This is a genomic window from Psychroserpens citreus, from assembly GCF_055686305.1.
This window is the reverse complement of the sequence record NZ_CM145999.1, coordinates 1,963,227-1,977,824: the sequence shown is the minus strand read 5'-3', so window position 1 is coordinate 1,977,824 and position 14,598 is coordinate 1,963,227. Positions and strand designations below refer to the sequence as shown.

Sequence of the window (14,598 nt, the reverse complement as noted above, 5' to 3'; positions counted from 1 at the left end):
TTTTTATTGAAATTTTAAACATTTGAACATCATATTAATTTACACTCAAGTTACTTGTTATCAGGCGTTTAAACATTTGTCCGTAACATTGAATTTAGCGTATCAAACAAAATTTGAATCCTAAAACATATAACAACAATTAATTTTAACCTAGCAAATATTTTTTGCCTATAAAAACTATGAGTCAATTAAATAAATACAGTAAAACTGTTACACAAGATCCAACACAACCTGCAGCCCAAGCCATGTTGCATGCTATTGGATTAACAAAGGAAGATTTTTATAAGCCCATTGTAGGAATTGCAAGTACTGGATACGAAGGCAATCCTTGTAATATGCATCTTAATGACTTAGCTAAACTCGTCAAGAAAGGCGCTACAAATGAAGATGTAGTTGGGTTAATTTTTAACACTATAGGTGTGAGTGATGGTATTTCTATGGGAACACCTGGTATGCGCTACTCTCTTCCATCTCGTGATATTATTGCAGATTCTATGGAAACTGTAGTGCAGGCTATGAGTTACGATGGTTTAGTAACAGTTGTTGGGTGTGATAAAAATATGCCTGGCGCCTTAATGGCAATGATTCGTTTAAATCGTCCTTCTATACTTGTATATGGCGGAACTATTGATTCTGGATGTCATGAAGGCAAAAAACTAGATGTCGTTTCTGCCTTTGAAGCATGGGGAAGTAAAGTTGCTGGAACCATGACCGAAAACGAATATCAAAATATTGTTGAAAAAGCTTGTCCTGGCGCAGGTGCTTGTGGAGGCATGTATACAGCGAACACTATGGCTTCAGCTATAGAAGCTCTTGGGATGGCCTTACCGTTTAATTCCTCAAATCCAGCACTAAGTGATGACAAGAAACAAGAATCTGTAAAAGCTGGAGAAGCTTTAAGGGTTTTACTTGAAAAAGATATTAAGCCTTCAGATATTATCACAAGGAAATCGTTAGAAAACGCCATTCGATTAGTCACCATTCTTGGTGGTTCTACTAATGCTGTCCTACATTTTTTAGCCATTGCTAGAGCTGCTCAAATTGATTTCACTCTTAAAGACTTTCAAAACATTAGCGATAACACTCCTTTTTTAGCCGATTTAAAACCTAGCGGAAAATATCTGATGGAAGATGTGCATGCTGTTGGAGGAATTCCTGCTGTTTTAAAATACCTTTTGAAAAAAGGCTTAATTCATGGTGATTGCCTCACTGTTACAGGTAAAACATTAGCCGAGAATTTACTTGATGTTGCCGATTTAACTGAAGGGCAAGATGTGATTAAACCTATTGAAGAACCGATTAAGATTTCTGGACACCTTAGAATGCTCTATGGAAATTTAGCAACTGACGGAAGTGTTGCCAAAATCACAGGTAAAGAAGGGCTTAGTTTTAAAGGAAAAGCAAAAGTCTTTGAAGGCGAATATGCTGCTAATGATGGTATTAGAGACGGATTAGTACAAAAAGGCGATGTTGTAGTTATTAGATATGAAGGGCCAAAAGGTGGCCCTGGAATGCCCGAAATGCTAAAACCAACTGCAGCCATAATGGGAGCTGGTTTAGGTAAAGATGTTGCACTAATCACAGATGGAAGATTCTCTGGCGGAACCCATGGCTTTGTAGTTGGCCATATTACTCCTGAAGCTCAAGAAGGCGGAAACATTGCCTTAGTAAAAGATGGAGATATCATTACAATCGATGCAGAAACTAACTCTATTTCAATGGAAGTTTCCGAAGAAGAATTACAAAAAAGAAGACAACAATGGACAGCACCAGAATTGAAATTTGAGCGTGGTGTACTTTATAAATACGCAAAAACAGTATCATCAGCATCAAAAGGTTGTGTTACTGATGAATTTTAAACGACAGAGACAATGAAAGGAACTCAAACCATACAAAATCAAGCAACTAAAACGGAAATAACAGAACGCATATCGGGTAGTGAAGCCATTATTAAATGTTTGTTAGCAGAAGGTGTCGATATTCTTTATGGATATCCTGGTGGTGCAATCATGCCTGTTTATGATGAGTTATATAAATATCAAGATAAAATTCACCATGTCTTAACTAGACATGAACAAGGTGCTACACACGCTGCTCAAGGTTATGCTAGGATTTCTGGAAAAGTAGGTGTCGCTATGGCTACATCTGGCCCTGGAGCTACCAACTTAATTACTGGAATCGCTGATGCGCAAATTGATTCTACACCAATGATATGCATCACTGGTCAAGTAGGCTCTCATTTATTAGGCTCAGATGCGTTTCAAGAAACAGATATCGTAGGCATCTCAACTCCAGTAACTAAATGGAACCACCAGATTACTAAAGCATCAGAAATCCCAGAAGTATTTGCAAAAGCGTTTTATATCGCTAAAAGCGGAAGGCCTGGTCCAGTGCTAATAGATATTACTAAAGATGCCCAATTTGAAGAGTTTGATTTTTCATATGAAAAATGCTCTGGAATTAGAAGTTATAAACCTGTTCCAGAAACTAATGAAACAGATCTAAAAGCTGCTGCAGAGCTCATTAATAACGCTAAAAAACCAATGGTCATTTGGGGACAAGGTGTTATTCTTGGTGAAGCAGAAGAAGAATTTAAAGCAGTGATTGAAAAAGCTGGATTACCATCAGCTTGGACTATTTTAGGTGCTTCTGCCATTCCATCTAGCCATCCTTTAAATGTAGGCATGGTTGGAATGCATGGTAATTATGCACCCAATATATTAACCAATGACTGTGATGTACTAATAGCTATAGGTATGCGTTTTGATGACCGTGTAACTGGAAATTTAGCAACCTATGCTAAGCAGGCCAAAGTGATACACTTTGAAATAGATCCTGCTGAAGTTGATAAAAACGTAAAAACTGATATTGCCGTTTTAGGAGATGCTAAACAAAGTTTAAAAGCCTTGCTTCCATTACTTAATAAAAACGAACACAAAGATTGGCACCAAAAATTCAAAGATTTATATCAGATAGAATTTGAAAAGGTCATCAAGAAGGATTTACATCCAACAAAAAACGGTTTGACTATGGGTGAAGTCTTAAAAGAAATCAATACCCAAACCAAAGGAGAGGCGGCAATTGTTAGTGATGTTGGTCAACATCAAATGATTGCCTGTCGTTATGCCGATTTCAATACAACTAAAAGTAATATCACGTCTGGCGGATTAGGCACTATGGGCTTTGCCTTACCTGCTGCCATTGGGGCAAAAATGGCTGCTCCCGAACGTGAAGTAGTTGCCATAATTGGAGATGGTGGTTATCAAATGACAATTCAAGAACTTGGTACCATCTTTCAACAAAGAGTTCCTGTTAAAATTGTTGTGCTAAACAATGAATTCTTAGGTATGGTTCGCCAATGGCAACAGTTATTTTTTGACAAACGCTATGCCTCAACAGAAATGATAAATCCAGATTTTGTCGCTATAGCCAAAGGCTATCAAATTGATGCCAAAAAAGTAACAAAACGAGAGGAATTAAAAGATGCTGTAGAAGAAATGATTGCTTCAAAACATTCCTACTTTTTAGAAGTATGTGTTGAAAAAGAAGATAATGTATTTCCAATGATACCAACGGGATCAAGTGTTTCAGACATCAGATTAGAATAAATAAAAGATCTAGAAAATGAGTGAAGATAAAAAATTATATACCGTTTCAGTGTACACCGAAAACAACATTGGGTTACTAAATCGTATTTCTGCAATATTTCAGCGTAGACACATCAATATAGAAAGTTTAAACACATCTGTTTCTGAAATTGAAGGCGTTTCAAAGTTTACAATTCTCATCAGAATTACTGAAGAACAGATAAAGAAAATTATTGGTCAGATTGAAAAACAAGTTGAAGTTATTAAAGCTTATTACCATTCTGAAGAAGATACCATTTATCAAGAATCGTGCTTATTCAAAATTAAATCCGATTTATTATTTGAAGAACGTCAAATTCAAAATATTATTAAAGATAGTAATGCCAGAATAGTTACAGTAAACAAAGAGTTTTTTGTGCTAGAAAAATCTGGAAGAACACAAGAAATAGAATTATTATACAGAGAATTAAGTGTCTTTGGAATTATGCAATTTACACGTTCAGGACGTATTGCAGTTACTAAAGATGAAATGAAAATTTCAACAATGCTAGAAGCATTTCAACATTAAATAAATTAAGAATAAGATGTCAAATTATTTTAACACATTACCATTAAGAGAACAATTAGAGCAATTAGGACAATGTCGCTTTATGGATGCTTCAGAATTTGAAGATGGTGTAAACGCATTAATAGGGAAGAAAATTGTAATTGTGGGTTGTGGTGCTCAAGGACTCAACCAAGGCTTAAATATGAGGGATTCAGGCTTGGATATTTCGTACGCTTTACGACAAGTTGCAATTGATGAACAACGTGATTCGTATAAAAACGCAACATCTAATGGCTTTAACGTTGGAACCTATGATGAATTAATTCCTACCGCAGACTTAGTATTAAACTTAACTCCAGATAAGCAGCATACAAATGTTGTAAAAGCAGTTATGCCGTTAATGAAAAAAGGAGCTACTCTTAGTTATTCGCATGGTTTTAATATTGTAGAAGAAGGTACTAAAATTCGTGAGGACTTAACGGTTATTATGGTGGCTCCAAAATGCCCTGGAACCGAAGTAAGAGAAGAATATAAACGCGGATTTGGAGTACCAACATTAACTGCAGTACATCCTGAGAACGACCCTGAAAGCAAAGGTTGGGCACAAGCAAAAGCTTATGCTGTTGCTACTGGTGGACATAGAGCGGGAGTTTTAGAATCTTCTTTTATTGCTGAAGTAAAATCAGATTTAATGGGAGAACAAACCATTCTTTGTGGCTTATTACAAACTGGAGCTATTTTATCATTTGACAAAATGGTTGAAGAAGGCATCGAACCAGGTTATGCCGCTAAATTAATTCAGTTTGGCTGGGAGACAATCACTGAAGCCTTAAAACATGGAGGCATCACTAATATGATGGATCGATTATCAAATCCTTCCAAAATAAAAGCCTACCACTTATCTGAAGAATTAAAAGACATCATGCGTCCACTATTTAACAAACATATGGATGATATAATCTCAGGACATTTCTCAAAAACCATGATGGAAGATTGGGCTAATGATGATATTAACTTATTACAATGGAGAGCTGCAACTGGCGAAACAGCATTTGAAAAAACTGCTTTGACTACAGATCACATCTCAGAACAGGAATATTTTGATCATGGTGTATTATTAGTTGCTTTTGTGAAATCTGGTGTTGAATTGGCTTTTGAAACTATGGTTAGCGCAGGAATTATTGAAGATTCTGCATATTATGAATCATTACACGAATTGCCATTAATTGCAAACACAATCGCTAGAAAAAAATTATTCGAAATGAATCGTGTAATTTCTGACACTGCTGAATATGGCTGCTATTTATTTGATCACGCATGTAAACCCTTACTAACAGATTTCATGAAAACAGTAGACACGTCTATCATTGGAAAATCATATACAAACACCAATAGTGTAGATAATGTTGAATTAATCGAAGTTAACGATGCTATCCGAAATCACCCAATTGAAGCCGTAGGGCAACGACTGCGTGCAGCAATGACAGCTATGAAAGTCATCAAATCTGCACCTGTTGAAAATACAGTATTAGCTTAACAACAATTTACCCTCTGAGGCTTTATGGTTTCTAACAAAAGTCAAAACCTTAGAGGAGTCTTACAAATCAATAAGAGTTCAGTATTCTTATAAACATGGATGGAAAATACAACAACACTATATAGACCTAAACTTGAAGCTATTGAAGCGGCTGCAGAAAAACTAAAAGGCATCGCATCTGTGACACCTTTAACTAAAAATGTGCGCTATTCAAAACACTTTGGAGCAAATGTTTATTTTAAAAGAGAGGATCTACAAGTGGTCCGCTCTTATAAAATTCGTGGTGCGTATAATAAAATTTCATCCTTAAATGCTACTCAAATAGAAAACGAAATTGTGTGTGCAAGTGCAGGAAATCATGCTCAAGGTGTAGCGATTTCCTGTAAATTACTTCAAATTAAAGGTACAATTTTCATGCCTTCACCAACTCCAAACCAAAAAATTGAACAAGTAAAAATGTTTGGTGAAGATTATATTGATGTAGTTTTGGTTGGTGACACGTTTGATGATGCTTATCATGCAGCAAGACAACAAAGTGAGGAGATGAACAAAACCTTTGTGCATCCTTTTGATGACAAAAAAGTAATTGAAGGACAAGCAACAGTTGGTTTGGAAATTATAGACCAATCAAAAGTACATCCCATTCATTACGTTTTTGTGCCAGTAGGCGGTGGTGGTTTGGCAGCAGGATTATCTTCCGTATTTAAAATGTTATCACCACAAACTAAAATCATTGGTGTAGAACCAAAAGGTGCTCCATCAATGTTAACATCAATTAATAACAATAGAAATACTGAGCTAAAATCTATAGATAATTTTGTAGATGGAGCTGCCGTAAAACGTGTAGGTGATTTAAATTTTTCAATCTGCAAAGAAACCTTACATCGTGTTGTCTCTGTTGACGAAGGCAAGATTTGTCAAACTATTTTAGAGCTTTACAATAAAGATGCAATTGTGGCAGAACCTGCTGGAGTTCTTAGCCTTTCAGCCTTAGAACAATTTAAGGATGAAATAAAAGGTAAAAATATTGTTTGTGTCATAAGTGGAAGTAATAACGATATTACACGTACTGCAGAAATAAAAGAGCGTGCATTACTCCATGCAAATCTCAAGCACTATTTCATTATTAAGTTCCCACAACGAGCTGGTGCTTTAAGAGATTTTGTAGTAGATATATTAGGACCTACAGATGATATCACACATTTTGAGTATACCAAAAAAGTTAATCGTGAAAATGATGTCGCAGTGGTAGGTTTAGAATTAAAACATCCTGACGATTTAGAACCACTAATCACCAAAATGAAGCTTCACCAATTCTACGGAGATTATTTAAACGATAAACCAGATTTATTTCAATTCTTAGTCTAAACAACATAGCAATGACAATTCCAGAACATTATCAAATCAAAAACTTAATAATACAAAACACCTATTTAGTAGATGGCGAATTAAAATCTTGGTCGGGCACTACATCTGAGGTTTATTCAACAATTTCTTCGACAGAAGATTACAAACCAACACTACTAGGTTCTATCCCAACCCTTGGCGAACAACAAGCTTTAGAAGCCTTAGACGCTGCTGTTAATGCTTATGACAAAGGGCAAGGTTTATGGCCAACAATGAAAGTTGCTGATCGTATCTCTTGCATGGAAAAATTTGTTGAACAAATGAAAACCAAACGCGAGGAAGTTGTTAAACTTTTGATGTGGGAAATTGGAAAAAATTTACCAGACTCTCAAAAAGAATTCGATAGAACTGTCGAGTACATATATGATACGATCGAAGACTACAAGCAAATGGATCGCAATAGCGCTAAATTTGAAAAACATGCTGGAGTTCATGCGCATATAAGACGCGGACCTCTTGGTGTTGTACTTTGTTTGGGGCCATATAACTATCCATTAAATGAAACGTTTGCACTCTTGATCCCTGCATTAATTATGGGAAATACCGCTATTTTTAAACCTGCCAAATTTGGAGTACTACTATTATCACCTTTATTAGAAGCGTTTCAAAATAGTTTCCCAAAAGGTGTAGTTAATATTATCTATGGAAGAGGTCGAACCGTTGCATCACCAATTATGGCAGATGGAAGAGTTGATGTTTTAGCATTAATTGGCAACAGTAAATCAGCAAATGCATTACAAAATCAACACCCAAAAAGCAACCGTCTTCGTATGGTTTTAGGCTTAGAAGCTAAAAACCCTGCCATAGTACTAAAAGATGCCGATTTAGATTTGGCAATTAACGAATGTATTGCAGGTGCTACATCTTTCAATGGTCAACGATGCACGGCACTAAAAGTTTTGTATGTACACGAAGACATTGTAATCGAATTTAACAAAAGATTTTCTGAAAAAGTTGATGCATTACAATTTGGTAATCCTTGGGAAGATGGTGCACAATTAACACCTTTACCAGAACCTGATAAACCAGCATATATTCAAGAACTCATTAATGACGCCCAAGAAAAAGGTGCTACAATTATTAATACTAAAGGCGGGAATACAACAGATAATTATATTTTCCCAGCGGTATTGTTCCCAGTATCAAAAAACATGCGTGTGTATGAAGAAGAACAATTTGGACCAGTAATACCAATAATACCGTTTTCAGACATTGAGGTTCCTTTAGATGATATGGCGGCTTCCAATTATGGACAACAGGTAAGCTTATTTGGAAAGGATGTTAACACTTTAGCTCCTTTAATTGATACACTTGTAAATTTAGTATGTCGTGTTAATTTGAATAGCTCATGTCAACGTGGTCCTGACGTCTATCCATTTACAGGGCGAAAAGACTCCGCAGTTGCAACTTTGAGTGTGCATGATGCGCTACGCTCATTTTCAATTAGAACCTTTGTTGCATCAAAAGACAATGCTTATAATAATGCTATTTTAAAAGAACTTTTAGAATGCCGTGCGTCTAACTTCGTTAGCACAGATTATATTCTTTAATCTAAAGGGCTTAAAAATGAGATATTTACATTATAAGCAGCCAATTTTTAGAATCTCATAATTCTTTTACAAAATCAAAGAATACCTATTGTCATTAAAAATTTAATATGTAGTTTAGCTATATGTTTACACTAAGACACAAATATAGAACCCCCAGACCTACTGGTCTTAACTTGGCAAAACGCCGCCGCTAAAACTTCTATTTAGCAAACAGTTTCTATTGTCATTTTCATTTCATTATTGTGTATAACTTTTTTCTCAAATATCATTTTCAAACATTAATTATCTTAAAAGATAATACAGATATTGTGCGTCGACTTTTTCCACGTCGCCCGTAAGGGTATGTTTCTATTTTTAGAACTTAGGTGAGTCCGGTTCAGCTTTCAAACAATATAATAACACATCTTTTTAATTTCTAAACCAATTACAATGCAAATTGTTATTGCTGATAAATCACATAGTATTTATGCAGATATCATCTGTAAAACTATTTCTGAAGCTGCTCAAGTTAGAGGTACAGGTATTGCCAAACGACAGCCAGAATATATCATTTCTAAAATGAATAATGGCAATGCCGTTATCGCATTAGAGGGCGAAAAATTCGCCGGATTTTGTTACATCGAAGCTTGGAGTCATGGCAAATTTGTTGCCAATTCAGGATTAATTGTACATCCAGATTTTAGGCAACAAGGCTTAGCTAAACAAATTAAAAAAGTAGTTTTTGAACATTCTAGAGCTAAATTTCCTAATTCAAAGATATTTAGCATTACTACAGGGTTGGCTGTAATGAAAATGAATAGTGATTTAGGTTACAAGCCTGTTACTTTTTCAGAATTAACAGATGATCAGTCATTCTGGAAAGGATGTCAAACCTGTAAAAATTTTGACGTATTAACCAGAACCGAACAAAAAATGTGTTTATGTACTGGCATGCTCTTCGATCCTTCAAAAAAAGAAAATTCAAACATTAAAGAAAGAAGTATTGACAAAAAAGTCTGGACACGATTGAAAAATATCAAACAATCGATGTTCCTAAAATCAAATAAAAAATGAAAAAATTAGTAATTGCTTATAGTGGTGGTCTAGATACCTCTTATTGCGCAGTCAGTTTGAGTAAGGCTGGATATGATGTACATGCTGTAAGTGTAAATACAGGAGGCTTTACTCTAAAAGAAATAGCAACTATTGAGAAGAATGCTTACAAAATGGGTGTATCCACATATAAAAATATAGATGCAAGCACTACTTATTACAACAAGGTTGTTAAATATCTAATCTTCGGAAATGTACTCAAAAACAACAGCTACCCTTTATCGGTTAGTGCAGAACGGATTATTCAAGCCATAGAAATTATTCAATACGCAAAACGTATTGGTGCTAGCTATATTGCTCATGGAAGCACAGGCGCAGGAAATGACCAAGTACGTTTCGATATGATCTTTCAAACTTTAGCGCCAGAGATAGAAATTATAACGCCAATTAGAGACGGAAAATTAACGAGACAACAAGAAATCGATTATCTCATTGACAACGGAATTGATCTGTCATGGAATAAGGCGAAATATTCAGTTAACAAAGGACTTTGGGGTACCAGTATTGGTGGTGAAGAAACCTTAACTTCACAACAGCCATTACCGGAATCTGCATATCCATCGCAATTAAAAAAACAAGGTAGTGAGAAAATTAATCTAACTTTTGAAAAAGGAGAATTGGTCGCCCTAAACGGAACCAAAAATCCTTCAGAAAAAAACATAGAACAACTCAATACTATTGCTTCAAATTATGCTATAGGTAGAGACATTCATGTTGGTGATACAATTGTTGGGATTAAAGGTAGAGTTGGATTTGAAGCAGCGGCAGCTTTAATTATTATAAAAGCACATCATTTATTAGAAAAACATACCTTAACAAAATGGCAACTTCAACATAAAGATTATATATCAAATTTCTATGGCATGCACTTGCATGAAGGTCAGTATTTAGATCCCGTTATGCGAGACATGGAGGCCTTTCTACAGCATAGCCAAGACAAGGTATCTGGCGACGTTACAATAACATTAAAACCTTATCATTTCACCTTAGACGGTATTTCGTCGGCACATGATTTAATGCATCCCAAATTTGGAAGTTATGGCGAAGAAAATAATGGCTGGTCAGCAGAAGAAGCTAAAGGGTTCATCAAAATAAATGGCAATCAAAATAAAATCTATCAACAGGTAAATTCAGAATTATGATTAATGTAGGAATTATAGGTGGCGCTGGTTATACAGCTGGAGAATTGATTAGGTTACTACTTCATCACAAACAAGTCTCTATTAACTTTGTATATAGCACTTCAAATGCTGGAAATAAGATTTCTAATATTCATCAAGACTTGATTGGTTCTACTGAAATGGAATTTACATCAAAAATCAACGCTAATGTAGATGCAGTATTTCTATGTTTAGGCCATGGCAATTCAAAGATGTTTTTAGAACAAAACAGCTTCTCAACAAGTACAAAAATAATTGATTTAAGTAATGACTTTAGACTTAAAGACGACAATTGTTTTGAAAACAAGAATTTCATTTATGGGTTACCAGAACTTCAAAAAGAAAACATCAAAAATGCAAGCCACATTGCTAATCCAGGTTGTTTTGCAACAGCAATTCAGTTAGCACTTTTACCGCTTGCTAATTCAAATCTTATAAATGAAGATGTACATATTAATGCCGTAACTGGAGCCACTGGAGCAGGTACATCTTTATCAAAAACCACACATTTCACATGGCGAGATAATAATTTCTCGTATTACAAACCTTTTACCCATCAGCATTTAGGTGAAATTAATCAAACCATAAAACAACTGCAGACGGATTTTAACTCTGAAATTCATTTCGTACCAAATCGTGGCAATTTCTCTAGAGGAATTTTCGTTACTGCCTACACCTATTTTGAAGGATCACTAGATGATGCGAAGTCTTTATATACAACATATTATAAAGATGCAGCTTTTACTTTTATCTCTGATGACAACATCCATTTAAAACAAGTAGTAAATACTAACAAGTGCATCATACATTTACATAAACATAACAATAAGCTGCTTGTAACAAGCATAATTGACAATTTATTAAAAGGAGCTTCAGGACAAGCCGTTCAGAATATGAACTTATTGTTTAACTTCGAAGAAACGGAAGGATTACACCTTAAAGCCAACTTTTTTTAAATAGGATATGCATAAGCCTAACCATATTAATGCAAATTACCTTAACAATTAAAAAGCGATAAAACGACAACATGAAAATAGCAATTATAGGAACTGGAAATTTAGGAAAATCAATTGCAAAAGGATTGATCACAAATAATGCCATCACAACTTTATATCTCACCAAAAGAAACTTGGATGATATTAAAGAGTTTGAGGGCTATAACAATGTCATATTAACTACGGATAATATTGAAGCTGTCAAGCAATCTGATATATTAATTTTTGCAGTACAACCTGCACATTTCGAACGCATCTTAGATGATATAAAACCATATCTTACCGAACATCATGTATTGATATCGACTATTACTGGGTTTTTAATTCCAAAAATTGAAGCTCAAGTTGGTAGCAATCAATTTATTATAAGAGCTATGCCAAATACAGCCATTGCTGTTGGAAAATCGATGACCTGCTTATGCAGTAACGTAAAAGGTAAAAAACGAATTCAAATAGCCGAAGCTATTTTTAATAGATTAGGACATACCTTATCAATACCAGAATCTCAAATGCAAGCAGCAACCGTAGTTTGTGCTAGTGGTATTGCCTTTTGGATGCGATTAATAAGAGCAACTACTCAAGCAGCAATTCAATTAGGTTTTGATGCTAAAGAAGCTCAAGAATTAGCCATGTATACCTCTGAAGGTGCTGCAAATTTATTAATCACAAATGGCAATCATCCAGAAGAAGAAATCGATAGAGTAACAACACCAAAAGGGTGTACAATCGAAGGCTTAAATGAAATGGAACACAAAGGCTTAAGCTCTTCTTTAATTCAAGGCATGGTAGCGTCGTTTCATAAAATTAACACTATTAAAAAGGAACAAATATGAGTTTATTTAATGTCTATCCCTTATACAACGTCAGACCTGTAAGCGCCAAAGACGTATATCTTTATGATGATAATGGCACAGAGTACTTAGATCTTTATGGCGGTCATGCAGTGATTTCTATCGGACATTCACATCCAAAATACGTATCTGCTGTTTCAAATCAAATTGAAAACATTGGTTTTTACAGTAATGCAGTTCAGAATCCCTTACAAATACAATTATCCAATGCATTAGAACAATTATCTGGATGTAAAGACTATCAATTATTTTTGTGTAATTCTGGAGCCGAAGCCAATGAAAATGCTTTGAAGCTAGCTTCTTTTCATAATGGAAAATCTAAAATTTTAGCGTTTAAAAATGGGTTTCATGGTCGAACATCTGCTGCTGTTGCAGCTACAGATAATCCTAAAATTGTCGCTCCAATAAATGCGCAACAACACACCGATTTTGTTAAATTAGGAGATTTAGAAGCTGTAGAAACCATTCTAAAAGCTAATAATACTTGTGCAGTAATTATTGAATGTATACAAGGTGTTGGTGGTTTAGATGAAAGCACAACCGAATTTTACCAAGAACTCGAACAACTTTGTAAGCAATACAACACAGTACTGATTGCAGACGAAGTTCAATCTGGTTTTGGAAGAACAGGTGACTTTTTCGCTTTTCAAAAACACAACATCACACCAGATATTATCTCTATGGCTAAAGGTATGGGAAATGGATTTCCAGTTGGAGGTATTTTAATTCACCCAAACATCAAATCTGCCTTTGGATTATTAGGAACAACATTTGGCGGCAACCATTTGGCATGTGTTGCAAGTCTTTCAGTATTAGAGGTTATTAAAAATGAGCGTCTCATGCAAAATGCTTTAGAAGTATCTACACACTTTCTAAAAAGAGCATTAGAACTTCCCAATTTAAAAACAGCAAAAGGTCGTGGATTAATGTTGGGGTTAGAATTTAATTTTCCAATTATAGAATTACGCAGATCACTCATATTTAAGCATCAAATTTTTACAGGAAGTGCTAAAAACCCTAATCTAATTAGAATACTTCCTCCTTTAACGGTTAAGAAAACTCATATTGATCAATTTTTTGAAGCATTGAAACACGAATTAAGCTAGTTAAAATATGAAATGGAACACTGAACTTTATAACGATAATCATGCTTTTGTTTTTGAATATGGTGAATCTCTAATAGAATTACTTGAAGTAAAACCTTATGAAACCATTTTAGATTTAGGATGTGGTACAGGAGAGTTAACAAATAAAATTAGTCAGTTATCTCCAAATGTTATTGGTATGGATTTTTCTCCTGAAATGATTGCCGCAGCCAAAGTGAATTTTCCAGAACTTCAATTTTACGAGATTGATGCGTCAGATTTTGATCTTAATATACCATTTGATACAATTTTTTCTAACGCCACATTGCATTGGGTTTTAAATTACAAATCCTGTGCTAAAAGTATGTACAATAATTTAAAACCTGGTGGAAAATTAGTTTTAGAATTTGGCGGCAAAGGCAATGTTCAAGTCATTGTAAAGGCCTTGAGAAATCAATTAAAGCAATTTGGTTATGAAACACAATCACAATTAAAACAATGGTATTTCCCTTCTTTAGGCGAGTATTGTCAAATTCTGGAAGCTACTGGTTTTAGAGTCATTATGGCACAACATTATGATCGCCCAACCGAGCTATCTAAAAGCAAAAATGGTATTAAAGATTGGTTAGAAATGTTTGCTCAAAATTTTTTCATCGGAATTAAAGCCAGTGACAAAACTCATATTTTGGAGCTCATTCAAGAAGATTTACGATCAGAATTATATACTAACGGGAAATGGTATGCAGATTACAAAAGACTTAGAATTGTTGCAATAAAGGAGAAATAA

12 protein-coding genes are annotated in these 14,598 nt (G+C 34.8%); all 12 read left to right on the top strand.

Annotated features, from left to right (window positions below; translation table 11 throughout):
- Nucleotides 1-179 precede the first annotated feature (179 nt).
- The 12 genes from ilvD to ACTU6T_RS08800 all read left to right on the top strand — a co-directional run bounded on the left by ilvD (nt 180) and on the right by ACTU6T_RS08800 (nt 14,598).
- Entirely contained in the window at nt 180-1,859 is a 1,680-nt protein-coding gene (gene ilvD / locus ACTU6T_RS08855; protein ID WP_460217854.1) for a dihydroxy-acid dehydratase, read from the top strand.
- A gap of 12 nt (nt 1,860-1,871) precedes the next feature.
- Nucleotides 1,872-3,608, top strand: a complete 1,737-nt coding sequence (ilvB, locus tag ACTU6T_RS08850; protein WP_460217853.1) for a biosynthetic-type acetolactate synthase large subunit — start codon at nt 1,872-1,874, stop codon at nt 3,606-3,608.
- A gap of 16 nt (nt 3,609-3,624) precedes the next feature.
- The gene (gene ilvN / locus ACTU6T_RS08845; RefSeq protein ID WP_460217852.1) at nt 3,625-4,155 is read left to right on the top strand and encodes an acetolactate synthase small subunit; all 531 of its coding nucleotides are present in this window, start codon (nt 3,625-3,627) and stop codon (nt 4,153-4,155) included.
- Nucleotides 4,156-4,171: 16 nt separating this feature from the next.
- A complete protein-coding gene (gene ilvC / locus ACTU6T_RS08840; RefSeq protein WP_460217851.1) occupies nt 4,172-5,671 on the top strand; it encodes a ketol-acid reductoisomerase in 1,500 nt (499 codons plus the stop codon).
- A gap of 99 nt (nt 5,672-5,770) precedes the next feature.
- Nucleotides 5,771-7,039 (top strand): threonine ammonia-lyase IlvA, encoded by a 1,269-nt coding sequence (gene ilvA, locus ACTU6T_RS08835; RefSeq protein ID WP_460217850.1) that lies wholly within the window; start codon nt 5,771-5,773, stop codon nt 7,037-7,039.
- Nucleotides 7,040-7,050: 11 nt separating this feature from the next.
- Nucleotides 7,051-8,628 (top strand): NADP-dependent glyceraldehyde-3-phosphate dehydrogenase, encoded by a 1,578-nt coding sequence (locus tag ACTU6T_RS08830; RefSeq protein WP_460217849.1) that lies wholly within the window; start codon nt 7,051-7,053, stop codon nt 8,626-8,628.
- A 429-nt stretch (nt 8,629-9,057) separates the two neighbouring features.
- Nucleotides 9,058-9,681: a GNAT family N-acetyltransferase gene (locus ACTU6T_RS08825; RefSeq protein WP_460217848.1), complete on the top strand. Its 624-nt coding sequence runs from the start codon at nt 9,058-9,060 to the stop codon at nt 9,679-9,681.
- Nucleotides 9,678-10,862, top strand: a complete 1,185-nt coding sequence (locus ACTU6T_RS08820) for an argininosuccinate synthase (protein ID WP_460217847.1) — start codon at nt 9,678-9,680, stop codon at nt 10,860-10,862. The genes ACTU6T_RS08825 and ACTU6T_RS08820 overlap by 4 nt, the downstream gene beginning before the upstream one ends.
- Entirely contained in the window at nt 10,859-11,836 is a 978-nt protein-coding gene (gene argC / locus ACTU6T_RS08815; protein WP_460217846.1) for an N-acetyl-gamma-glutamyl-phosphate reductase, read from the top strand. The genes ACTU6T_RS08820 and argC overlap by 4 nt, the downstream gene beginning before the upstream one ends.
- Nucleotides 11,837-11,907: 71 nt before the next feature.
- Entirely contained in the window at nt 11,908-12,708 is an 801-nt protein-coding gene (proC, locus tag ACTU6T_RS08810) for a pyrroline-5-carboxylate reductase (RefSeq protein WP_460217845.1), read from the top strand.
- Entirely contained in the window at nt 12,705-13,832 is a 1,128-nt protein-coding gene (locus tag ACTU6T_RS08805) for an aspartate aminotransferase family protein (protein ID WP_460217844.1), read from the top strand. The genes proC and ACTU6T_RS08805 overlap by 4 nt, the downstream gene beginning before the upstream one ends.
- A gap of 7 nt (nt 13,833-13,839) precedes the next feature.
- On the top strand, nt 13,840-14,598 hold the full coding sequence (locus ACTU6T_RS08800; RefSeq protein ID WP_460217843.1) for a class I SAM-dependent methyltransferase: 759 nt from the start codon (nt 13,840-13,842) through the stop codon (nt 14,596-14,598).